The sequence below is a fragment of the Kyrpidia tusciae DSM 2912 genome, assembly GCF_000092905.1.
Taxonomy (GTDB): domain Bacteria; phylum Bacillota; class Bacilli; order Kyrpidiales; family Kyrpidiaceae; genus Kyrpidia; species Kyrpidia tusciae.
Map to the genome: position 1 here is coordinate 1,232,173 of NC_014098.1, position 22,604 is coordinate 1,254,776.

Annotated in this window: 22 protein-coding genes; all 22 read left to right on the forward strand. The window is 60.4% G+C overall.

Features of this window, described 5'->3' with window-relative positions; all coding sequences use genetic code 11:
• Positions 1-26: 26 nt before the first annotated feature.
• Complete coding sequence (grpE, locus tag BTUS_RS06100; protein WP_169307946.1) at positions 27-731, forward strand: nucleotide exchange factor GrpE; 705 nt, start codon at positions 27-29, stop codon at positions 729-731.
• Positions 732-733: 2 nt separating this feature from the next.
• A complete protein-coding gene (gene dnaK, locus BTUS_RS06105; protein WP_013075244.1) occupies positions 734-2,575 on the forward strand; it encodes a molecular chaperone DnaK in 1,842 nt (613 codons plus the stop codon).
• Between the two features lie 87 nt (positions 2,576-2,662).
• The gene (gene dnaJ / locus BTUS_RS06110; RefSeq protein ID WP_013075245.1) at positions 2,663-3,817 is read left to right on the forward strand and encodes a molecular chaperone DnaJ; all 1,155 of its coding nucleotides are present in this window, start codon (positions 2,663-2,665) and stop codon (positions 3,815-3,817) included.
• A gap of 106 nt (positions 3,818-3,923) precedes the next feature.
• Positions 3,924-4,961, forward strand: a complete 1,038-nt coding sequence (gene prmA / locus BTUS_RS06115; protein ID WP_169307947.1) for a 50S ribosomal protein L11 methyltransferase — start codon at positions 3,924-3,926, stop codon at positions 4,959-4,961.
• 132 nt (positions 4,962-5,093) lie between these two features.
• Positions 5,094-7,241 carry an alkaline phosphatase PhoX gene (locus BTUS_RS06120; protein ID WP_013075247.1) on the forward strand — a complete coding sequence of 716 codons (2,148 nt, stop codon included), beginning with the start codon at positions 5,094-5,096 and terminating at the stop codon, positions 7,239-7,241.
• A gap of 149 nt (positions 7,242-7,390) precedes the next feature.
• A complete protein-coding gene (locus BTUS_RS06125; RefSeq protein WP_013075248.1) occupies positions 7,391-8,227 on the forward strand; it encodes an alpha/beta fold hydrolase in 837 nt (278 codons plus the stop codon).
• Positions 8,228-8,360: 133 nt separating this feature from the next.
• Positions 8,361-9,329: a 1,2-phenylacetyl-CoA epoxidase subunit PaaA gene (paaA, locus tag BTUS_RS06130; RefSeq protein ID WP_041303820.1), complete on the forward strand. Its 969-nt coding sequence runs from the start codon at positions 8,361-8,363 to the stop codon at positions 9,327-9,329.
• A gap of 22 nt (positions 9,330-9,351) precedes the next feature.
• On the forward strand, positions 9,352-9,690 hold the full coding sequence (locus BTUS_RS06135) for a phenylacetic acid degradation protein (protein WP_013075250.1): 339 nt from the start codon (positions 9,352-9,354) through the stop codon (positions 9,688-9,690).
• Between the two features lie 13 nt (positions 9,691-9,703).
• Entirely contained in the window at positions 9,704-10,498 is a 795-nt protein-coding gene (paaC, locus tag BTUS_RS06140; protein WP_013075251.1) for a 1,2-phenylacetyl-CoA epoxidase subunit PaaC, read from the forward strand.
• 64 nt (positions 10,499-10,562) lie between these two features.
• On the forward strand, positions 10,563-11,027 hold the full coding sequence (paaD, locus tag BTUS_RS06145) for a 1,2-phenylacetyl-CoA epoxidase subunit PaaD (protein WP_013075252.1): 465 nt from the start codon (positions 10,563-10,565) through the stop codon (positions 11,025-11,027).
• A 202-nt stretch (positions 11,028-11,229) separates the two neighbouring features.
• Complete coding sequence (locus tag BTUS_RS06150; RefSeq protein WP_013075253.1) at positions 11,230-11,808, forward strand: TetR/AcrR family transcriptional regulator; 579 nt, start codon at positions 11,230-11,232, stop codon at positions 11,806-11,808.
• 144 nt (positions 11,809-11,952) lie between these two features.
• The gene (locus BTUS_RS06155) at positions 11,953-13,278 is read left to right on the forward strand and encodes a phenylacetate--CoA ligase family protein (protein ID WP_013075254.1); all 1,326 of its coding nucleotides are present in this window, start codon (positions 11,953-11,955) and stop codon (positions 13,276-13,278) included.
• A 30-nt stretch (positions 13,279-13,308) separates the two neighbouring features.
• On the forward strand, positions 13,309-13,617 hold the full coding sequence (locus tag BTUS_RS06160) for an EthD family reductase (RefSeq protein ID WP_013075255.1): 309 nt from the start codon (positions 13,309-13,311) through the stop codon (positions 13,615-13,617).
• Positions 13,614-14,402 carry an enoyl-CoA hydratase-related protein gene (locus BTUS_RS06165; RefSeq protein ID WP_013075256.1) on the forward strand — a complete coding sequence of 263 codons (789 nt, stop codon included), beginning with the start codon at positions 13,614-13,616 and terminating at the stop codon, positions 14,400-14,402. The genes BTUS_RS06160 and BTUS_RS06165 overlap by 4 nt, the downstream gene beginning before the upstream one ends.
• 26 nt (positions 14,403-14,428) lie before the next feature.
• On the forward strand, positions 14,429-14,896 hold the full coding sequence (locus BTUS_RS06170) for a PaaI family thioesterase (RefSeq protein WP_013075257.1): 468 nt from the start codon (positions 14,429-14,431) through the stop codon (positions 14,894-14,896).
• Between the two features lie 76 nt (positions 14,897-14,972).
• Positions 14,973-16,451: an aldehyde dehydrogenase family protein gene (locus BTUS_RS06175; RefSeq protein WP_013075258.1), complete on the forward strand. Its 1,479-nt coding sequence runs from the start codon at positions 14,973-14,975 to the stop codon at positions 16,449-16,451.
• A 72-nt stretch (positions 16,452-16,523) separates the two neighbouring features.
• Positions 16,524-16,916, forward strand: a complete 393-nt coding sequence (locus tag BTUS_RS06180) for a thioesterase family protein (RefSeq protein WP_245543374.1) — start codon at positions 16,524-16,526, stop codon at positions 16,914-16,916.
• A gap of 168 nt (positions 16,917-17,084) precedes the next feature.
• The gene (gene pcaF, locus BTUS_RS06185; RefSeq protein ID WP_013075260.1) at positions 17,085-18,287 is read left to right on the forward strand and encodes a 3-oxoadipyl-CoA thiolase; all 1,203 of its coding nucleotides are present in this window, start codon (positions 17,085-17,087) and stop codon (positions 18,285-18,287) included.
• A 28-nt stretch (positions 18,288-18,315) separates the two neighbouring features.
• The gene (locus tag BTUS_RS06190; RefSeq protein ID WP_013075261.1) at positions 18,316-19,203 is read left to right on the forward strand and encodes a 3-hydroxyacyl-CoA dehydrogenase family protein; all 888 of its coding nucleotides are present in this window, start codon (positions 18,316-18,318) and stop codon (positions 19,201-19,203) included.
• A gap of 145 nt (positions 19,204-19,348) precedes the next feature.
• Complete coding sequence (locus tag BTUS_RS06195; RefSeq protein WP_013075262.1) at positions 19,349-20,500, forward strand: acyl-CoA dehydrogenase family protein; 1,152 nt, start codon at positions 19,349-19,351, stop codon at positions 20,498-20,500.
• 103 nt (positions 20,501-20,603) lie between these two features.
• Entirely contained in the window at positions 20,604-21,374 is a 771-nt protein-coding gene (locus tag BTUS_RS06200; RefSeq protein ID WP_013075263.1) for an IclR family transcriptional regulator, read from the forward strand.
• A gap of 123 nt (positions 21,375-21,497) precedes the next feature.
• On the forward strand, positions 21,498-22,511 hold the full coding sequence (locus BTUS_RS16780; RefSeq protein WP_013075264.1) for a hypothetical protein: 1,014 nt from the start codon (positions 21,498-21,500) through the stop codon (positions 22,509-22,511).
• The last annotated feature ends 93 nt before the right edge of the window (positions 22,512-22,604 follow it).

A 22,604-nucleotide genomic window follows, 5' to 3' on the forward strand; every position in this document is an offset into this window, starting at 1 on the left:
GGAAATCTAAAGGAGTGTGGATGCGAGTGGAAGATCAGCGGCGAAGGGAGGCGGATTCCGGCCGGGAGTCCAGCGGGGGCGCAAACCGTCCCGAGGCGGGGACAGGCCCGGGACGAGAGGCGCAGCCCCAGGGATCAGAAAACCGCCGGGAAGCCGGGCAGGAAGAGCGCAGCGAAACCAGCGCCGGCGAAGAGATGGGTCAGCGGCATGACGAAGGGGAAACGGGCCAGGGTCCCGAGACCGGGGAGGGGGGCGGGGCCGATGTGGCTGCGGAGATGGAGCGACTCCGGGAGGAGGTTGAGTCCTGGCGGGGACGGGCGCTGAGGATGCAGGCGGATTTTGAGAACTTCCGGCGCCGGACCCGGCAAGAGCGGGAAGAGTGGGCGGACTCGGCGACGATGGGCGTCATCGAGCGGCTGTTGCCGGTGCTGGACCATCTGGAGCTGGCTCTCCAGTCCGGCCAGCAGTCCACAGATGTGCAGTCGCTTCTTCAGGGGGTCGAGATGGTGGTGCGCCAATTTCGCGAGATCCTGGAAGGGGAAGGCGTCCGGATCATTGAGACTGTCGGCATGCCTTTTGACCCGAATGTCCATGAGGCCGTCGCCCAGGTGCCCGATTCCGGGCAGCCGCCGGGCACGATTATAGAGGAATTTCGCAAGGGATATCGGTATAAAGATCGCGTGTTGCGGCCTGCGATGGTGAAAGTCAGCGGAGACACAGGAGGGAACTAGAGATGGGAAAAGTCATCGGCATTGACCTGGGTACCACCAACTCGTGCGTGGCGGTCATGGAGGGCGGTGAGCCCGTGGTCATCCCCAATGCCGAAGGGGGCCGCACCACGCCGTCGGTGGTGGCGTTTACGAAAACTGGAGAACGGTTGGTGGGGGACGTCGCCAAACGTCAAGCCATCACCAACCCGGATCGGACCATCATTTCCATCAAACGTCATATGGGGTCCGATTACCGGGTGACGATCGATGACAAATCTTACACACCCCAGCAGATCTCGGCGATGATCCTGCAGAAATTGAAAGCGGATGCCGAGGCGTATCTCGGAGAGACCGTCACCCAAGCGGTGATCACCGTGCCGGCGTATTTTAATGACAGCCAGCGCCAGGCCACGGTGGATGCCGGCAAAATCGCCGGCCTGGATGTGTTGCGGATCGTCAACGAGCCGACGGCGGCCTCCCTGGCCTACGGCTTGGACAAAGAAGAAGATCAGACCATCCTCGTGTTCGACCTGGGTGGCGGCACTTTCGACGTGTCGATCCTCGAACTGGGGGACGGCGTGTTTGAGGTCAAGGCCACCAGTGGGAACAACCGTTTGGGGGGAGACGACTTCGATCAGAGAATCATCGATTATCTGATCGATCAGTTCAAAAAAGAGACGGGGATTGATCTGGGTCAAGACCGGATGGCTCTTCAGCGGCTGAAAGACGCGGCGGAAAAGGCGAAAAAAGAGCTATCCAGCGCCTTGACCACGACGATCTCCCTGCCTTTTATCTCGGCGGATGCCACGGGGCCGAAACATTTGGAGGTCAACCTCACCCGGGCCAAATTCGAAGAGTTGACGGCTGACCTCGTGGAGATGACCCTGGGGCCCACCCGCCAGGCCTTGGCCGATGCGGGCCTGAACCCTTCGCAAATTGACAAAGTCATCCTGGTGGGTGGATCCACCCGCATTCCGGCGGTACAGGAAGCGATTCGGAAATTTATCGGCAAAGAGCCGTCCAAGGGCGTAAACCCGGACGAAGTGGTGGCGGTTGGGGCGGCCATCCAGGCCGGAGTGTTGACCGGCGAGGTCAAGGACATCGTGTTGTTGGATGTCACCCCTCTGTCCCTGGGGATTGAAACGTTGGGTGGGGTGTTCACGAAGCTGATCGAGCGCAACACGACGATCCCCACCTCGAAGAGCCAGGTGTTCACCACTGCGGCGGATAACCAGACGTCGGTGGAGATCCACGTGCTCCAAGGCGAGCGAGAGATGGCCCGGGACAACAAGACGTTGGGTCGCTTTACATTGTCCGATATTCCTCCCGCGCCCCGGGGGGTGCCCCAGATCGAGGTGACCTTCGACATCGATGCGAATGGGATCGTGAATGTCTCCGCCAAAGATCTGGGGACGGGAAAAAGCCAAAAGATCACGATCACGGCGTCCAGCGGGCTGTCCAAAGAGGAAGTGGAGCGGATGGTGAAGGAAGCCCAGGCCCACGCCGAAGAAGACCGCAAGCGCCGGGAAGAAATCGAGATCCGCAACCAGGCGGATTCCCTGGTTTATAGCACGGATAAAACCCTTAAAGATATCGGGGACAAAGTGGACAAATCTGACGTGGAACGGGCCGAGGCGGCGAAGCAAAAGGTGAAGGACGCTCTGGCCGGAAACGATATAGAAGCAATCAAGAAAGCCATGGACGAATTGCAACAGGTCGTCCAGCAATTGTCGGTGAAACTGTACCAACAGACATCGGCGAATACCGCCCAAACGGGTTCTGCGACCGGCGGGGCCGCGGGCGGCGGGAAAGAGGAAAAAGTGGTGGACGCCGATTACACTGTGGTGGACGACGACAAAAAGTGAGCGATAACCGCCCGGGAAGCGATGAGAGGGAGAAGATGGCTTCTAAAGGAGTAGGCCGCTGAGAAGCTCCGGGGAGGGGGTGTTCCGGTGAGCAAGCGCGATTATTATGAGGTGCTCGGCGTTGAGCGGGGGGCATCCGCCGAGGAGATTAAAAAGGCCTATCGGAAACTGGCGCGCCGTTATCACCCCGATGTGAACAAAGAGGATCCCCAGGCGGCCGATAAATTCAAGGAGATCAACGAAGCTTACGAGGTTCTATCCGACCCGGAAAAAAGAAGCCGATACGACCAGTTTGGCCACGCGGGGGTCGGGCAGGGGGCAGGCTTTGAAGGCGGTCCGGGAGGCCCGGGGGGAACCGGGTTTGATTTTGGGGATTTTGGCGGATTCGGGGATATCTTTGACATGTTCTTCGGCGGGGGCCGGCAGCGGGCCGGTCCGCAGCGAGGGACGGATTTGGAATACGACCTCTCCCTCGAATTCCGGGAAGCGGCCTTCGGGGTGGAGAAGGAAATTCGCGTGCCAAGGACGGAGGCCTGCGACCGCTGCGGAGGCAGCGGTGCCCGGCCCGGGACCCGGGTGGAACGTTGCCCGGTGTGCGGAGGGACGGGTCAACAGGAAAATGTCGTCAATACCCCCTTGGGCCGGATGGTTACCCGAAGGCCGTGTTCCCGCTGTAAAGGGGAAGGGCGGATTATCCCGGATCCTTGCCCAAAATGCCAAGGCCGCGGTCAGATACGGGTGGTGCGCACAGTGAGCGTCAAAGTCCCCGCCGGCGTGGATACGGGCAACCGCATTCGGATGGCGGGCCACGGGGAGCCGGGCACCCGGGGCGGCCCGCCCGGCGATTTGTTTATCGTGATCCACGTCCGCCCGGATCCGGTGTTTCAGCGGGACGGGTTCGACGTGCATTGCCAGGTCCCCATTACTTTTGTCCAGGCGGCTCTCGGGGACGATATCGAGGTGCCGACTCTGGAGGGTCGTGCACAGTTGAGGATACCTCCGGGCACCCAGACGGGCACTGCGTTTCGCCTCAAAGGTCAGGGCATTCCCCGGCTGCGAGGTGGGGGACGGGGCGATGAACACGTCCAGGTGTTCGTGGTCACGCCGACCCGCCTTTCCGACCGAGCCCGGCGTTTGTTGCGGGAGTTGGGCGAGGAGTTGGGGGAGGACATCCACGAACAAAACCAGACCTTTTTCGAGCGCATGAAAAGCGCCTTTGGCCGGGATGGGCGGAACGGCTGAAGGCCGTGATGGCCTACGGATCTATCCGCTTCGGATCGAGCGGCCAGGGTGGGTTAACACCCGAGTAAACAAAAAATGGTAGGTTGCGGAAGCGGGGATGGAAGCGGTGAATGATCTGTGGACCGTGGTGGAGTTGCGCACGACGAAAGAGGCCGTCGAGGCGGTGACGGCGAAGATGCGGGATCTCGGGGCGCAGGGGGTGGCCGTTGAGGAGGCCGACCCCTTGGGCCCTGATTTTGTGCCTAAATTCGGCGAGATCTACGAGCCAGAACAAACGGCGGGAAGACCAGGGATGGGCAACAAGGATGCAGCCTCGGAGAGTCCCGGGGCTCTCAGGTGGGCGGAGGTCGCCGACTCGGCGGTGGGGCCCGGTGAGGCGGTGGTCACGGGGTATTGGCCCGGGGGACCGGATCAATGGCGGCATATCTCCGCTCTCCTCAAAAATTGGTTGGACTTGCTCCCCACATGGGGTCTCGATTCCGGCAAGGGCGACATCGCCGTCCGCACCGTACGGGAGGCGGACTGGGCCGATGCGTGGAAACAGTATTATCACCCGGTGACGGTCAGGGGCCGGGAGGGTGTCCTCACCGTCTGTCCGGCATGGGAGACCTATATGCCGGAGCTTGGAGAAGTGGTGGTCCGAATCGATCCCGGCGTGGCCTTTGGCACCGGCACCCACGAAACAACCCGTCTGTGCCTGGGATGGCTCTTGGACGAAGTCACCCCGGGGTGTCGGGTGTTGGACGTGGGGTGCGGGTCTGGTATTCTCTCGGTCTCGGCGGCGGCTCTCGGTGCCGGGCGGGTTCTGGCTGTGGATCTGGACTCCCTGGCGGTGGACGCGGCCCGGCACAATGTAGAGGTGGCCGGCGTGGCGGATCGGGTAGAAGTGCGGCGGGGAGACCTGCTGGACGGCATTGAGGAGCGCGGGGACCTGATCGTAGCGAACCTTTTGGCTGACCTTGTCGAGCGATTGCTGCCCGATGTCCCGAGGTGCTTGACAGCCGAGGGGCGGTTTCTCGCCTCCGGGATTCTTGTGGAACAAGAGGATCGGGTGGCCCGGGCGATGGAGGCTGCGGGCCTGGCGGTTCGAGAGATCCGCCGGGAGGGAGCTTGGTGTGCCTTGTCGGGTGAACTTTTCCGGTGAAGGCGAAACATTCGGGTCGCGAATCGTCTTTTAGAAAAGAATCACCCGGTTGATACACGATCTTTAAGCGAAACGTGCCACTCGCATCTACAATACAGCCAGGACAAACTTTTTCGATGGGCGGTGTTGTGGATGCGAGGAAAGAAGCAGAAACCGGTCAAATGGATGGGGCCTTTGCTGGGTCTTGCCCTGGTATTTCCACTCATTCCCATAGCCGATGCGGCCTCGGGGGAGGCGGCGATCCGGTCGGTGGAGTTTGAAGGGATGGAAGCCCCAAAAACTGCGGAGGATATGGCCAGAGTTTATACCACGGCGAAAGTCAAAGTGACCTATGCCGACCGCTCTGTAAAGATTTTCCCTCTCACGTACAAGCCCCTCTTTAAAAGCACCGACGCCGTGGGAGGCACGGTGGCGGGGATCGCAGTGGATGCCAACGGAAAACCCATCATGGATACCAGCAACCCCGACAAGCCGGTGCCTTACGTGTCAGATGCCCCGGACGCCAACAGTCTCTTCCAGGTGCCCGGAGCTCCCCCCACCGGCCTTGGCGGGAACCCTTTGTCCCTCGTGACTCACTACGAGTATGTGACCAGCGATCAGGCCGGGAACTCGGCCTATGGGTTGGTGCCCGCCAGTATGAGCCACACGGTGATCGATCAGAACCGGGAAACCGGGGAGTTGACGCCGGTGAAGTTGGACAAAATCGATTTTTCCGGGGTGGGCGGACTGTGGATCCCCTGTAACGGATCCCTGACCCCCTGGAACACCCATCTGGGCAGTGAAGAATACGACCCGGACGCCCGGGCTTTTGAGGCGGACCCGACAGAGACTTTTGTCGGTCCTTTCGTCCGGGCCTATTATCAGGATCCGGACAAGAAGGGGAATCCTTATGCCTACGGCTACGTGCCCGAGGTGATCGTGCGCCCGGACCAGTCCACCACGGTGGTGAAGCATTACAGTCTCGGCCGATTCTCTCACGAGCTGGCCAAGGTGGCTCCGGACATGAAGACGGTGCTGTTCGGGGATGACGGCGCTTATACGATGTTGTTCATGTACGTTGCGGACCGCCCCAGGGATTTGTCCTCGGGAACCCTTTATGCCGCCAAATGGATCCAGAAGGCTTCGGATAACGGCGGGGCTGCAGACCTGAAGTGGATCCGCCTCGGCCATGCCACGGACAGCGAGATCAAAGGGTACATCGACCGGGGCATTGCCTTCAGCGACATGTTCGAGAGCTCGGACGGGCCGGCTGAGGGCTTTCAGGCGGTGAAGACCTATCCTTCCGGGAAAATCGAATATCTCAAAGTGAAGCCCGGGATGGAGCAGGCGGCGGCGTTCTTGGAGCCTCGCCGGTACGGAGCGCTGCTCGGAGCGACATCGGAGTTTAACAAGATGGAGGGCGTAACCGTCAACGCGGCGGACGGCAAGCTGTACGTGGCCATGTCGTCGGTGGAGAAGTCCATGGAAAGCAGCAGCAAAGACCCGGTGGACGATATTCACGTCAATAAAATCAAGTCTGGCGCCGTCTATGAACTGCCCTTTGCCGCAGGGCAGAAAGATGCCGATGGGGCGCCCATTCGAAGTGCCTATGTCCCGACATCGATGAAAGGGCTGGTGGTGGGCCGGGACCTCCCGGCTCCGGATGCCAAGGGAGGCACCGCCGACGATAACTGGGTGGCCAACCCCGACAATCTGTCGTACTCCGAAGCCCTGCGGACCCTCTTTATCGGTGAAGACAGCGGAATGCACGCCAACAATTACGTCTGGGCGTACCAGATCGACTCAGGGCGGCTTTCGAGGATCCTGTCGGTGCCCGCCGGAGCGGAAGCGACCGGGCTTCAAGCGGTGGACAACCTGAATGGATTTAGCTACGTCATGAGTAATTTCCAACACCCCGGAGATGAAATGATCCTGCCGGAACCCTTGAAGAGCGAAGTGGAAAATTACATTACGCGGGATTTTGACAACAAAAAAGCGGGGATGGTGGGGTACATCGCCGGCCTGCCGACGATAGGGGCGCAAGACCGCGGACTTCCGGGGCTGGGGAATGTCCTCGTAGAGTTGCGCCGGGCCGCTGAAGCGGCGGGGGCGGACATCCGGTGGAATGAGATCACCCGGGAAGTGACCCTCGAGTACCGCGGCCACCGTCTGCAGTTTCGGGTCGGGGAGATGGCCGCTTGGATGGACGGCCGACAAGTGGACCTGCCCCATCCCCCGGAACTACGAGATGGCCGGATGATGGTCCCTCAGCGGATTTTGGAGCAATTCTTGGCTCGGTAAGTGATTTGGCCGCGTCAGGCTGATGCCGCGACAGGCCATCCGGAGGTCGCCGCCGCGACCCCGGGTGGCTTTGTTTTGTATATCCAAGACCGCCGGGCCTTGTCGCCCTCTTGAACCAAAGGTAAAGTGAAGGCAAAGGGGGACTTGTCATGAGGGTGCACAGGCGTGTGACGAAACGACGGGTGGAGGGCGGGGGCGGACTTTGGCTCTACGTGGAGGAAAGCGGAAATCCCTCGGGTCGACCCATCGTGTTTTTCCACGGTTATTCCCAGAATCACTTGGTCTGGCTGAAACAGACCCATTCCGATCTGGCGGAAGAATTCCGTCTGATCGCGGTGGATCTCCGGGGCCACGGGAGATCCGACAAGCCTCAGGGGGTATACGGCGATTCTCGGCTTTGGGCGGAGGATGTGGCTGGGATTCTCCGGGCTTTGGAGCTGGCCCAGCCGGTTCTTGTAGGATGGTCGTACAGCGGACTTGTGCTCTGCGATTATGTGCGGCATTACGGCCAGGAGGCGATCGGTGGCCTGGTTTTCGTCGGCGCCGTGACCCGGACTGGGGTTAAAGAGTCTTTTGCGGATTTGGGAGATGAGTTTGTGGCCCTGGTTCGGCCTTCCTTTTCAAACGTGGTAACCGAAAGACAGTCCGCCATGGAGCAATTGATCCATCTCACCATGAACGGGTTACTGTCCGAAGAAGAATTCTATCTTTTTCTCGGCTTTAACGGGGTGGTTCCGCCTCATGTCCGGGAGGGAATGATGAAGAGGAAGCTGTCCAATGATGATCTTTTGCCAACCCTTCAAAAACCGGTGTTGATCGTGCACGGAAGTGAAGACCAGGTCGTGCTCCCGGCGGCGGCGGAGCGGCACGCGGGCATGATCCCCAAGGCCCGGCTCCGGATCTATCCCCGCGCCGGACACAGTCCCTTCTGGGAAGATCCCGGACGATTTAACGAGAATTTACGGGAATTTGTCCGATCCATTTGAGGCCGGGGCGGTTGCCCGGCTCGCTTAAATGGGCCGGTGATCGCCTTATTTCTCAGGCCGTTTGCGGTATTGACACGGCCAAGAAGATGCGCTATATTGAAAACAAGCAAGCGCTTGCTTAAATAGTGCGGGGATGAAGGAGGCGGCGACGGTGAGCGAAGAAGCGAAGATGCAGCAATTTATGGAACGCATCAACCGCGGCGAGCGGATTGAAGCCACGGACTGGATGCCGGATGAGTACCGGCACTTGGTGCTCAAGCAGATCCACATGCACGGGATCAGCGAGGTGATGGGGGCATACCCGGAGAAGGAGTGGGTCCCTAAGGCCCCGACCTTGCGGCGCAAGTTGGCAATTATGGCCAAGGTTCAGGATGAAGTCGGCCATGGGCAATTACTGCTGAGGGTGGCGGAGGATATCGCAGCTCCCTGGGGGAAAGTCCGGGATGACATGATCGAGGATCTGTTTGTCAACAAGGTCAAGTTTCATAATGTCTTCCATATGGAGGCCCGAACCTGGGCGGATGCTGGGCTGATCGGATGGCTGGTGGACGGATCGGCGATTATCACCCAGGTTTCTTTGCTGGGGTCGTCTTACGGGCCGTATGCCCGGGTTCTGAAGCGCATTGCGGCGGAAGAGAGTTTTCACATGCAGCACGGGGAATCGATTTGCCTGGCTTTGGCGAACGGAACTCCGGCCCAGAAAGAGATGCTGCAGGATGCCCTCAACCGCTGGTGGGAATCTCTCATGTTTTTCTTTGGGCCTCCGCTGATGTCTTCGGCGGCTCAGAAGATGATGGATTATCGCATCCGCACGAAGACCAACGAACAGTTGCGGCAGAAGTTTTTGACCAGGTATGTACCGCGGATTCGGGCACTTGGACTGGAGATTCCAGATCCGGCCCTTCGCTATGACGAAGAGAAAAAGGTCTGGAGCTACACCCAGCCCGATTGGGAGAAGTTCTACCACATCGTGAAACACAACGCCGGGCCCAAGTCCCAAGAGCGGTTGGCGCTGCGGAAACAGGCTCATGAAGGCCAGCGCTGGGTGCGAGAAGCGATGAGTCGGACCCGGGAAAAAGAGAAAGATTTGGCCGTGGTCTGACGGTGCAGAGGGGGGAGAGCAGATGCAGTTGAACGGTTCAGCCGGGGATTACGAGGTTTATGAAGTCTTTGTTCAGTACGATCCCCTGGAGCACCACGTGCACGTGGGGAGTGTGGTGTCTTCCTCGGGAGAAATGGCCCTTCAGGTGGCCCGGGAGAATTTTCTCCGCCGGGACGACGCGGTAAATCTTTGGGTCGTGCCCCGGGGCCAGGTGTTTGCCACCTCTTATGAAGATGCGGACTTTTTCGCCAAGGAAATGGATCATTCTTATCGGGAAGCCAGCGGGTATCCCGAGAACGCGAAGTTGTGGAAATCGTTCAAACAACGGGCCATTGAGCTGGAGGATCTGATTCGAGACTGAGGAGGGTTGGGGGATGAGGGTGGAGGATGCCGCCGCGGCGCGCGGGAATGAGGGATACCGCCGGGTGTTGACAGATTTTTTGTATCAATTGGCAGACGATGATCTGGTGCTGGGTCATCGGGATTCGGAGTGGCTGGGCATGGCGCCGGAACTGGAGGAGGATGTGGCTTTCAGTTCTATCGCCCAGGACGAGGTCGGCCACGCCACCTTTTATTATGATTTGCTGGAGGCCCTGGGGGAGGGCCGGGCGGACGATATGGCTTTTGGGCGCAGCGCGGGGGAGCGCAGGAACGCGCTGGTGGTGGAGAGAGAAAACGGCGATTGGGCCGAAACCATTGCCAGGCATTATCTCTATGACGTCTGGGAAACGGTGCGCCTGGAGGCCTTGAAGGACTCCGGCTACTTACCCCTGGCCCAAGGGGCCGCGAAGATCATCCGGGAAGAGCGGTACCACGGGCTTCACATGGAGACGTGGTTCCGGCGTTTGGGCCGGGCGGGCGGTGAAGCGAAGGAGCGCTTGGAGCGGGGGGTCCAAGCCCTGTGGCCGGAACTGGGGGATCTGTTTACCTTCGGCTCCGGTGAAAAGTTGCTCGTTGCCCATGAAATTCTCCCGGTGGACCCCGCCGTCCTTTATCTCCGTTGGGAGGAGCGGGTGCGCCCGGTGATGGAGGCGGCGACCCTGGCCTGGCCGGGAACGCCCGGACGGCCGGAGAAGAGCGGTCGGGAGGGGAGCCACACCCAGGCTCTGGAGCAGCTCCTTGACGCGATGGGCGAAGTGTACCGGATGGATCCGGCGGCGACTTGGTGAAAGACGATCCGCTCCCCGAGGTTGTGAAGGGCAGAAAGTCGAGGGGGCAAGGGGGTGAGAAGCTGTGATTCAGGAAAAAGAGCTTTTGGTGCGCCAGGCCCTGAACGAGGTCAAGGATCCAGAAATCCCGACCCTTAGTATCGTCGAACTGGGAATGGTGTACAGCGTGGAGGCGGGCGAGGAGGAGGTCCGGGTGCGCCTGATGCCCACCTTTGTGGGATGCCCCGCCCTGGATATCATTCGCCGGGATGTGGAGAATAAGGTGCAGTCCGCCACCGGAATCCCGGTGAAGGTGGACTACGTGCTTGACGAGCCGTGGACAACCGAGCGGATCACCCCTGAGGGGCGGGAACATTTGGCGTCGTTTGGCATTGCCCCCCCCATGGCCGAGTGGTGGGAGAAACCGCCCTGTCCCTTCTGCGGGGCTCCGGAGACGGAAGTGGAAAACTTGTTTGGACCCACGGCTTGCCGGGCGATCTATTACTGCACCCGGTGTCGCCAGCCTTTCGAGGGGTTCAAACCGGTGTGACGGCAGCGATCCATTGACCTGGCCCCGGACAGGGGCCTTTCTTATTCGTGACAATGGATGGTGGCCGCCGGGCCCCACTGTGCGATTGACACCGGGAATTCAGTTATATTATCATGAAAACAAGCAAGCGATTGTTAATTGTTCGTGACGCCAATCTGACAATCTTTTTTGGCGTCGGAGCTGAGGAAAGGAGGCGAAGGCTGTGGCGCGAAGGGGGCGCAAGGAACAGATCCTGGCGGCGTCCGAGCGTTTGTTCAGTGAAAAAGGGTATCACGGGACGACGATTCGGGATATCGCCGAGGCCAGCGGCATCCTTTCCGGGAGCCTGTACGCCCACATCGATTCCAAAGAGGACCTGCTCTTTGAGATCGTTAACCAGGGTGCGGACAATTTTCTCGGGGCCTTAGAGCCGATCGTCGCGTCGCCTGGGAATCCCGAAGAAAAGCTGCGCCGGGGACTCGCGGCGCACATTCGGGTGGTGGGGGAACACCTGCACGCGGCGAAAGTCTTTCTTCACGACTGGCGGGCGCTCAGTGATGAACGCAGGCAGATCATTCTCGAAAAGCGGCGCAGGTACGAGGCCCTGTGGGGCGCACTGTTGGAAGAAGGAATCCAAGCCGGGGTTTTTCGACCAGTTCACCCGAAGTTTGCCCAACTTGTGATTCTATCTGTGGCGAACTGGGTGTATCAATGGTATGACCCCGAAGGTCCTTTGGGTCCCGATGAGATTGCTGATCAGTTCGCGAGAATTCTCCTGGAGGGGCTGAACCAGTCGAGCTAACGTTCTTTGACCCGGGCATCCCACATTCTGATGGGGAGGTGAGGTGGAGGCGCGAAGGTTTGTTACATTGGATCACCCAAGCTGCGGAGTTTGCGCCGCATTCGGAAACCTGTACCACAAGTTCGCATGGAAAAGGGGATGCCTATGTTTCAGCCTGAACTGGAGACGATGGATCGCAGCCGGCTACAGGCCCTTCAAGGAGAACGCCTCGCCAAGACAGTAGAACGCGTGTACCACCGGGTACCCTTCTACCGCCGGCTGTTGGACGAGCGCGGGATTCGGCCCGGGGATATTCGCCGGGTCGAGGACGTGGTGAAACTGCCCTTCACCAAAAAAACCGATTTGCGGGAGCACTATCCCTTTGGTCTGTTCGCGGCAGACCGAAAGGAGTTGTCCCGGATCCACGCATCGTCGGGCACCAAGGGAAAGCCGACGGTAGTGGGGTACACCCAGAATGATATCACAAATTGGTCGGAATGCATGGCCCGGGCGATCATTACAGCGGGAGGAAGGCCCGGCGATACCTTTCACGTGGCCTTTGGCTACGGATTGTTCACCGGAGGCCTCGGTTTGCATTACGGGGCGGAGCGGGCGGGAATGGCGGTCATCCCCGTTTCCGGCGGCAGTACACCGCGCCAAATCAGTCTCATCGAGGACCTCCAGCCCCGGGGGATTTGTGGAACGCCGTCGTATGTACTGAATATTGCCGAAACCATGATCGCCATGGGGAAAGATCCCCGAAAAACCAGTCTCGAGTACGGCATCTTTGGAGCCGAGCCTTGGTCTGAAGAGATGCGGCAGATGCTGCAGGATTATTTTGGCATAAAAGCGCTGGACATTTATGGGCTGTCCGAAGTGATGGGTCCAGGGGTGGGGATCGAGTGTTACGAGGCCCAAGATGGTCTGCACGTGGCGGAAGACCATTTTCTCGTGGAGGTCATTGATCCCATCACCCATGAACCGTTGCCTTACGGAGAAACCGGGGAATTGGTGTTCACCACGTTGACGAAAGAGGCCATTCCGCTGCTTCGTTACCGGACGGGAGACATCGCCAGTTTAAACCCCGAGCCCTGCCGGTGTGGGCGCACCCATATCCGGATGTCCCGAATCAAGGGGCGCCTAGACGACATGCTGATCGTCCGCGGGGTGAATGTCTTCCCCTCTGAGTTGGAAACGGCGGTGCTCAGCGTCGACGAATTGTCCCCCCATTACCGAATCGTCGTGGACCGGGAAGGAACGCTGGATGAGCTCACCGTGGAGGTGGAGATTCAGCCGAGCTTGCTTCAGGACATGGGGGGCAAGTTCGACCCGGATCATGAATCGCTCGTCAACCTTTCCCGGCGGGTCAGTCACCTGTTGAAACAGACGGTGGGCGTCACGACCCGGGTGGACCTCAAAGAACCGGGAACTTTGCCCCGCAGCGAAGGAAAGGCTGTTCGGGTGGTGGATCGGCGGAAATTGTATGGCTAAAATGTTCCGATGAATCAGGAGGCGATAGATTTGGTGAAACTTATTGCACTGTACCGCCAGCCCGGGGATCGGGATGCCTTCGACCGGCATTATCGCGAAGTGCATACGCCTTTGGCGGAGAAGATGCCAGGGCTTCAGAAGCTGGAAGTCACGCGGATTGTCGGCGATCCCATGGGCGGAGCGTCGGAATGGTATCTGATGGCGGAGCTGTATTTTGCCGACCGCCAGACCCTGGACGCGGCCATGGCCTCACCCGAGGGGAAGGCGGCCGCCAAAGATTTGATGGGCTTTGCCGGGAAGATTGTCACCATGGTCGTCGGCGAGGTGAAGGAAGGGTGAACCCGGCGTATGAGACGGTGGAATACGCCCGGGAGGGCCGGGTGGCCCGGATTGTTCTCAATCGGCCGGATCAACTGAATGCTTTTAATCCGCAGATGCACCGGGAGCTGCTGGATGCCTTGAAGCGGGCGGAGCGGGATCCCGAGATTCGGGCGGTTCTGCTCGGGGCCAGGGGCAGGGCCTTTTGCGCCGGCCAGGATCTAGAGACGATTCGCAGCCGGGAAGATCTTGATTATGGAGATCTTTTGCGGGAAGGGTATAACCCCATCGTCCAGGCGATTACGGGTATGGACAAACCGGTTGTGGCGATGGTGCAGGGGGCGGCGGCGGGGGCCGGGGCCAGCCTCGCCTTCGCCTGCGATTTGGCCATCGCTTCGGAAAAAGCGAGTTTCGTGGAGGCGTTCATTCATATCGGCCTTGTACCGGATACCGGAAGCTCTTGGTTTCTGCCGCGGTTGGCCGGGCTGAAAAAGGCTGTGGAACTGGCTCTTCTGGGAGACCGAATTTCCGCCGCCGAGGCCGAGCGATTGGGGTTGATCAATCGGGTCGTCCCCCCCGAACGGCTGGAGGAGGAAGCCTTGACTCTGGCGGAGCGGCTGGCGGCGATGCCCCCCCTGGCGGTGGCTCGCACAAAGCGCGCCTTGTACCGCGGCCTGAGCGCGTCTTTGGAAGAGACGCTGGCTCTGGAGGCCCGGCTTCAGTCGGAGTCCGGGCGAACCGAGGACCATCGGGAAGGGATGAAAGCTTTTTTTGAGAAGCGCCGGCCGGAATTTCACGGTCGGTAGGGCGATGCCGGAAAAGGGGGCTTTGGATGTCAGGGGTTTCAAAGGAACTCGAAGCGCGGTTTCGGAGCGACCCGTTTTCCTCGTGGCTCGGTTTTCACCTGGATGAAGTCGGGCCGGGATACGCCCGGGTGCGGGCAGAAGTGCGTCCCGAAGTGTTTAATTTTGCCGGGGCGCCCCACGGTGGGTTCTTGTTCAGTCTGGCGGACGCCGCCTTCGCGGCGGCCAGCAACAGCTACAATCAACTGGCCGTGGCCACCAGCGTTTCGATGCAATTTTACCGGGCGGCCGAGCTGGGGGAGACGCTTGTGGCCGAGGCTCGGGAGAATCACCTCACCCGTCGGGCGGGTTATTACGAGATGACGGTGACGACGGCGGACGGGGTATTGGTGGCGAAATGTCTCGGCGTGGTGCATCGCCGGAATCGGCCATTGGTGGAAGAGTCGCCGTCCGAGCCAGGGGGCGTCGGGGACGGCGGCCACCCGGGGGTCCGTTGATCAGACCGGGGAGGGTCGGCGACCGCGTGCAGAGTGCGTGCCGCTGAACATCAGAGGGAGAAAGGGAGAGGGTCAGATGTTGAAGGAACAATACTTGATGCTCATCGACGGACAGCACGTGGAAGGGTCGACCGGCGAATGGATGGACACGTATAACCCGGCCACCGGAGAGGTGCTGGCCAAAGTGGCGAAGGGAACCCGGGAGGATGTGGACCGGGCCGTGAAGGCGGCGCGGCGGGCGCTGGAAGAGGGAAAATGGTCCAGGTGGACGGCGGCCCGGCGGGCCCAGGTTCTGAACCGGATCGCCGGAATCATGCGGGAGCGGTATGACGAGTTGTGCCGAATTGAGGTCCTGAACAGCGGCAAGACTCTGTCCGCCGCCAAGGGCCAGGTCATGCAGGCCATCGAGGATTTTGAGTTGTACGCCGCGGCGGCGATGATGCTGGACGGGCGCACGAAACCCGTCCCCCACGGATTTTTCCACTACACGGTAAAAGAGCCGGTGGGGGTGTGCGCCCAGATCGTGCCTTGGAATTATCCCCTCATGATGGCCGCATGGAAATTGGCTCCGGCCCTGGCCGCGGGGTGCACCGTGGTTCTCAAGCCCGCCAGCCTGACGCCGATAACCGCCTTGATCCTGGGGGATATCTGCCAGGAGGCAGGGGTGCCCGAGGGTGTCGTGAACATCCTGGTGGGAGGCGGATCGGATGTTGGGGCCTATCTGGTGGAGCACCCCGGGGTGGACAAAGTTGCCTTCACCGGGGAGACGGGGACGGGGAAAGACATCATGGCCCGGGCGTCGGAGACGCTGAAACGGGTGACCCTGGAGCTCGGCGGCAAGTCCCCGAATGTGATCTTTGAGGACGCGGATTTGGACGCGGCGGTGAACGGCTCTTTGTTTGGGATTTATTACAATACCGGGCAGTCCTGTGAGGCCCGGTCGCGGCTGTTCGTTCACGAATCGATCTATGAGGAATTCCTGGATCGGTTTGTGGAGAAAGCGAGCAGGCTGAAGATCGGCGATCCCCTCGATCCGAACACCCACATCGGAGCCATCATCTCGGAAAATCAGGAGAAAGTGATCGATTCCTACGTCAAGCTGGGAGTTCAGGAAGGCGCCCGGGTGGCGCTGGGCGGCCGCCGACCGGAGGGCCAGGAGTTTGCAAAAGGCCACTGGTATCTCCCGACCTTGCTCGCGGATGTGGACAACAGAACCCGGGTGGCCCAGGAAGAGATTTTTGGGCCGGTGCTGGTGGCGACCAGGTTCAAGGATGAGGCGGAAGCTGTTCGTCTCGCCAACGATACCCGATACGGCCTTGCTGCCTCCCTGTGGACCCGGGATTTTGCCAGGGCCCATCGGGTGGCGGGAAAACTCAAAGCAGGGGTGGTGCTCATCAACAACCCGTTCTCGGCCTTCCCGGGACTTCCTTTCGGCGGGTACAAACAGTCGGGGTTTGGCCGGGAGCTTGCGGCGGAATCCCTGGAGTTGTACACCGAGACAAAAAGTGTGCTCGCGTACGTCGGAGAGAAGCCCCTCAATCCCTTTGGGGTCTGAGTCGCGGTCCGGTTTGGATTTGTCGGTGGAACAACGGGCGGAACCGGGGATGTGCAGGAAGGGGTTGAGGGCGTGAAGCCAGGCTTGAACGTGGGCCACCGGGAGACGATGTCCATTGTGGTGGCTTCCGACATGTGTCCGGCCTTTGGCGGCGTGCAGGTGCATCCCACCCTATCAACCGTTTCCATGATCTACTACATGGAGTGGGTGGGCAGGCGGGTGATCCTGCCCTTTCTCGAAGAAGGGGAGGAAGGGGTGGGGGCGGCCATCAGTGTGGAACACCGCGCCCCCGCCCCGGTGGGGAAAGAGGTGACCTTTACGGCGGAGGCCGTGGAGGTGACGCCCAGGCGGGTCGTGTGCCGGGTGTGGGCCGAGCATGATAAAGGCATCGTCGGCGAGGGAATGTTTCACCAGGCGATTCTGCCCCGGCAGAAGATCCTGGACCGCATTGCCAGTATGAAGTGAAGACGGTGGAAAAGGGCGGGGGGCGCGAGAACGACCCCCTGCTTTTTTCTGGGTTTGCGGGGGTCGCGTGAACATTGGCAATGGCTCGTCTTGACATACACAGACCACAGTTTTTATAATTTCACATTAGAAACCAGATATCTAAATATGAAACTCCGAGGTGGGAACATGCGAGAAGCGTGGATTGTGGGGGCAGTGAGGACGCCGGTGGGACGGTACGGCGGTGCTCTTTCGTCCGTGCGGCCGGACGACCTGGCGGCGGTGGCCATCCGGGGGTTGGTGGAGAGAACGGGGGTACCGACCGAAGAGATCGAGGATGTCATTTTCGGCGACGCCAACCAGGCCGGGGAAGACAATCGGAATGTGGCCCGGATGGCGCTGCTGCTGGCCGGCCTGCCGGTGAGCGTGGCCGGAGCGACGGTGAATCGGTTGTGCGGCTCGGGCCTGGAAGCGGTGAATCAGGCTGCTCGGGCCATCCGGGTGGGTGAGGGGGATCTCATGATCGCCGGCGGGGTGGAGAGCATGTCCCGGGCTCCGCTGGTGATGGGCAAGCCGGATAAAGCGTTCCCCCGGGGCGATCGCACCGTTTATGATACCACCATCGGGTGGCGATTCGTGAATCCGAAATTGGCGGCCATGTATCACCCGTATTCCATGGGGGAAACGGCGGAGAATGTCGCCGAGCGCTACGGGGTTTCCCGGGAAGACCAGGACCGTTTTGCCTTGGAGAGTCAGCAGCGGGCGGCGGAGGCGATCCGGGAGGGGCGTTTTCAGGAAGAGATGGTCGCCGTTCCGGTGGAGACGAAAAAGGGCATCGTCTGGGTGGAACGGGATGAGCATCCCCGGCCGGATACCACGCTGGAAACCCTGGCAAAGTTGAAGCCCGCTTTTCGGGAAGAGGGCACGGTGACCGCGGGGAATTCTTCCGGAATTAACGATGGTGCGGCGGCGCTGCTCTTGGCGGCGCCGGAGAAGGCCCGGCAGTTGGGGCTCTCCCCCATGGCCCGGATCGTGACCTCGGCGGTGGCCGGGGTGGATCCGGCGGTGATGGGCATCGGGCCGATTCCAGCCGTGCGCAAAGCATTGAAGCGGGCGGGCCTCACCATCGAGGACATCGACCTCATAGAGTTGAACGAAGCTTTCGCCGCCCAGGCGGTGGCCTGTATGCGGGAATTGAACATCCCCCGGGAGAAGCTCAATGTCAACGGCGGGTCGATCGCCATCGGCCATCCTCTTGGCAGCACCGGGGCCCGGCTGATGACCACCCTGCTGTACGAAATGAATCGCCGAAAAGCCCGATACGGTCTGGTGACCATGTGCATCGGCGTGGGGCAGGGCATCGCCACCATCGTGGAACGGATCGAAGGTTGATCGAAACCCTAGAAAGGAGACTGGCAACGTGCGGGAAGTGAAGCGAATCGGTGTTGTGGGCACCGGGGTGATGGGACAAGGCATCGCCTACCAGGCGGCGGTGTCGGGGTTTGAAACCTGGATGTACGACGCCCGGCCGGAAGCCCTGGAAAAAGCCCTGGAACAGATTGCGGCTTTGGTGAAACGGCAGAAGGAGAAAGGCTTCCTCCGGGAGGAGCCCGGCGATGTGCTCGGGCGACTGCGGACCGCCTCATCCCTCGGGGAGCTCGGGGGATGCGATTTTGTCATCGAGGCGGTGACCGAAGACCTGGCCGTGAAACACCGTGTGTTTCGGGAGTTGGACGGAGTGTGTGCGCCGGACGTGGTTTTGGCGACCAACACGTCGGCCAAAAGCATTACCGAGATCGCCGCCGCGGCGGCGATGCCGGAACGGGTGGTGGGCATGCATTTCTTTAACCCCGTTCATCGCATGGAACTGGTGGAGGTGGTGCGGGGGCTGGAGTCGGCCGAGTGGGCGGTGGAACAGACCGAGGTTGTCGGCCGCAGCCTGGGCAAGGAGACGATTCGGGTGCAGGAGCGCCCCGGATTCGCCACCAGCCGGATCAGCGCCTTGATCGGCAACGAGGCCTTCTACATGTTGATGGAAGGGGTCAGTTCGGTGGAGGAGATCGACAAAGCCATCAAGCTGGGACTCCATTTTCCCATGGGGCCCTTTGAACTCGGCGACCTGGTGGGATGGGACACGCGCCTCCATGTATTGGAATACCTCCATCAAACCCTGGGGGAAAAATTCCGCCCGTGTCCCCTTCTGGTCCAATATGTCCGGGCCGGCCGATTGGGCAAAAAGGTCGGCCGGGGGGTGTACGAGTACGACGAGCAAGGGCGCAGGATCCCCGGGTCGGCGTCCGGGCGGTGACCTCACCGCGAACATCTAGGCGCGGCGAGGATGTCGAGCCAGGTCGTGCCGGGCCCAGGGCGGGGAACCCGTGCCCGGCGGGACCGGTGATGGCGAATCGACGGTTCAAGGTCCCGAGAGAAGGAAACGAGCAGGGGGTGTCGCAGTGGATGTGCAGTTGTCAAAGGAGATCGAACAATTCAGGCAAGTGGTTCGGGAGTTTGTCAACGAGGTCGTGGAACCGGCGGCGGCCATCATCGAAGAAGAGGACCGCATCCCGGAAGAGCTGGTGCAGCAAGCCAAGCAGTTGGGTCTTTTTGGGTTGTCCATTCCCGAGGAGTACGGCGGCCTTGGTCTGAACATGACGGAAAAATGCGCGATCCTCGAGGAATTGGGCAAGACCCATAACGGGTTCACCAGCCTCATCGGGGCCCATACCGGGATCGGCAGCGTCGGTATTATCGAACTGGGCAATGAGGAGCAGCGCCGGCGATTCTTGCCGGCCATGGCGGCCGGGGATAAAATTGGGGCTTTCGCCCTCTCGGAACCCGAAGCGGGTTCCAACGCCGCCAATTTGCGAACCGTGGCCGTCCGCAAGGGAGACCGCTACATTCTGAATGGTATGAAACATTTTATCACCAACGGACCTGAAGCGGACGTGGTGACGGTCATGGCGGTGACAGATCCTTCTAAAGGGATCCGCGGGATCACATCCTTCTTGGTCGAGGCGGATTTTGCCGGATTTCGCAAAGGGCCGGCTGACCGCAAAATGGGTCTGCGGGGTTCCCACACCTGCCAACTGTTTTTTGAGGATTGCGAGGTGCCGGTGGAGAATCGGCTGGGCGAGGAAGGGGAAGGGTATGTCAATGCTTTGAAAATCCTCACGAACGGCCGGGCGTCTCTCGGGGCGAGGTGTCTAGGATCCTGTGAGAAACTGCTGGCGTTGTCCACCGAACATGCCCTACAGCGGGTGCAGTTCGGCAAACCGATTATCGAAAATCAGGCGGTGGCCCATATGCTCGCCGACATGGCCGTGGAGGTGGAAACCCTGAAAAGCTTGTTGTACCGGGTGACCGCCATGGTGGACCGGGGGGAGAAGACGATCAAGGAGTCGGCCATTGTCAAGTTGTACGCCTCGGAGGCCTACAACCGCATCGCCGACCGGGCGGTGCAGATTTTTGGCGGGATGGGGTACATGCGGGAGCTGCCCGTGGAACGGTTTTACCGCGATGCCCGGATCACCCGGATCTACGAGGGGACGTCGGAGATTCAGCGCAACATTATCGCGGCGCAGTTGAAGCGCGAATACGGTGCGTAGGAATCAGCCAGTCTCTCGGAGAGCGTAAACCGCTTTGCTGTCGCGTCTGTCAATATTTGATAGAAGTTGATAGAAAAAATGAAACAGACGAGGAGCAGTTAGGGTGGACGAAAAATATATCATCCCGTCGGTGGATCAGGCGGCGAAAATTCTGCAGCTTCTTAGCCGGGTTCAGCACCGGCACAAAACTTTTGGAGAGATTTGTGACACTCTCGGCATCCCGAAAACGACCTGTTTACGACTGCTGCGGACCCTTTCCATGCACGGGCTGGTCTGGTACGATCAAAATCGGCACACGTACAGTTTGGGGCCGGCGCTTGTGGTCCTCGGGGCCCGGGCGGAGGAAGCGTTGGATTATCTGCAGCTGGCCCGGGACACCGTCTCCAGGATTGCGGAGGAGACGGGGCTCACCACGGTGGCGGCCCAGCGACTGCGGCGCAATCGCCTGACCTACGTGGCGAAGGCGGACAGTCACGGTGAGGTCCACGTGACCGTCTCCCTGGGACAACAGTTTCCCATCGACCGCGGCTCGTTCGGAAAATGTTTTTGTGCCTACATGGACGACGGTGAACTGAGGGATGTGGCCGCGGACCGGTACAGCCCGAAGTTCCTCGATGAGCTGGCCGACATTCGACGCCAAGGGTTTGCCGTGAGCCGGGAGGAGCAGGTGAAGGGCATCAACGGCGTGGCGGCTCCGGTGTTCGATTCCTCCGGTCAGGTGCTGCTCGCGGTGGCGTGTCTGGGGATCGCCCAGGAATTGACCACCGAGCGGATGAACGATTGTGCCGATGTGCTTGTGGAGCACACCCGGAGGTTGACTCGAGAGATCGGGGGATCCGCTCCGGAGATGGATCCCGGCACCGCTGGAACTTGACCGGGTTCCGAAACCCCCTTTCTTTCTGGGCTCAGTATGATATGTTATAAGGGACAACGGCCGGCTCGTCCGCCTGGTGCAATCACGTCCAGGCAGCGGGCGAAGCCGTGGGCAGGGATGAATATGGCGAAAAGGCGAAGAAAAAAAGGTAAAGCGACAAAGGTCTCTGGCAGGAAAGCGGCGTCTCTCCCTCGCATTGGACACCCCGAGGAGTTGCTGTGGGCGATTGAGCAGCGTTTCGCGGCGGTCGGGGAGGACGGTCTTCCCGACGGAGAGTTGTCAGCCTTTTTGGCTGACCTTGAAGAGTCTGTGGATGATCTGGAGATTCTTCCCAATACCCCTGTGGATGAAGCCCAGAAGATCATCTATCCCTATCTGCTTGAGACGGACCCGGTTGCGCGGGTTGAGGCTGCTCAGAGGGCGCTGCAGGTGTGTCCCGATTGTGCGGATGCCTACGTGGTGTTAGGGGAAGAAGCCCAGAGCGACGACGAAAAGCTTCGTTTGTTCCAGCTCGGTGTCCAGGCCGGTGAGCGGGCTCTGGGCCAGGAGAAGTTTGAGCGTGATAAGGGGCGATTCTGGTCTGTGGTGAGGACCCGACCGTATATGCGGGCGAGAATCCACCTGGCCCGGGAGCTGGAGATTGTAGGACGGCCGGATGAAGCGATGGTTCATTACATGGACATGCTGGAGCTGGATCACGAGGACCACTTGGGGGCCCGTTTTCGCCTGTTGAGGCTGTTTATCGTGACGGACAAAGACAGGGAAGCATGGGGGCTTCTGAAAACGTACGACGAAGAGTCGTGCGCTTTCGTCTATGCAAAGCCCCTTCTGCGCTTTCGTCAGCGAGGGGATTCGGTTATTGCCCGGAGGGAACTCCGGGAAGCGATAGATTATAATTTTCTGGTGCCTCTTTTTCTGTTTGGAGCGGGTGAAGAAGACTTTCCCGCGTGGTTTCCTGAGGAATTACTCGTAGACATGGAAGAAGCGGAGGAGTACGTAGAAGAATTCTTGCCGTGTTGGGCACAGACCCCCGGAGCTTTGGAGTGGTTGGCGCAAACGGCCACCCCGGAGTTCCGTCGGCTAGCGAGCGACACCCCCGTGGCTCTTTTGCGGCGGGCACCGCGGCCGGGCGAGTGAGGATAAGAGCTGTGCGGGACCTGCCGAGGGGTGACGGCCATCGGCTGAGAACGCGGAGATCCCAGGCGCGGGTCGAATGCTCATAGGATAAGG

What these genes read in the sequence shown, in the direction of transcription:
- dnaK (WP_013075244.1), top strand. Translation starts at nt 734, where the DNA reads ATGGGAAAAGTCATCGGCATTGACCTGGGTACCACCAACTCGTGCGTG.
- BTUS_RS06120 (WP_013075247.1), top strand. Translation starts at nt 5,094, where the DNA reads ATGCGAGGAAAGAAGCAGAAACCGGTCAAATGGATGGGGCCTTTGCTG.
- BTUS_RS06125 (WP_013075248.1), top strand. Translation starts at nt 7,391, where the DNA reads ATGAGGGTGCACAGGCGTGTGACGAAACGACGGGTGGAGGGCGGGGGC.
- paaA (WP_041303820.1), top strand. Translation starts at nt 8,361, where the DNA reads ATGAAGGAGGCGGCGACGGTGAGCGAAGAAGCGAAGATGCAGCAATTT.
- BTUS_RS06135 (WP_013075250.1), top strand. Translation starts at nt 9,352, where the DNA reads ATGCAGTTGAACGGTTCAGCCGGGGATTACGAGGTTTATGAAGTCTTT.
- paaC (WP_013075251.1), top strand. Translation starts at nt 9,704, where the DNA reads ATGAGGGTGGAGGATGCCGCCGCGGCGCGCGGGAATGAGGGATACCGC.
- BTUS_RS06155 (WP_013075254.1), top strand. Translation starts at nt 11,953, where the DNA reads ATGTTTCAGCCTGAACTGGAGACGATGGATCGCAGCCGGCTACAGGCC.
- BTUS_RS06170 (WP_013075257.1), top strand. Translation starts at nt 14,429, where the DNA reads ATGTCAGGGGTTTCAAAGGAACTCGAAGCGCGGTTTCGGAGCGACCCG.
- BTUS_RS06175 (WP_013075258.1), top strand. Translation starts at nt 14,973, where the DNA reads ATGTTGAAGGAACAATACTTGATGCTCATCGACGGACAGCACGTGGAA.
- pcaF (WP_013075260.1), top strand. Translation starts at nt 17,085, where the DNA reads ATGCGAGAAGCGTGGATTGTGGGGGCAGTGAGGACGCCGGTGGGACGG.
- BTUS_RS16780 (WP_013075264.1), top strand. Translation starts at nt 21,498, where the DNA reads ATGGCGAAAAGGCGAAGAAAAAAAGGTAAAGCGACAAAGGTCTCTGGC.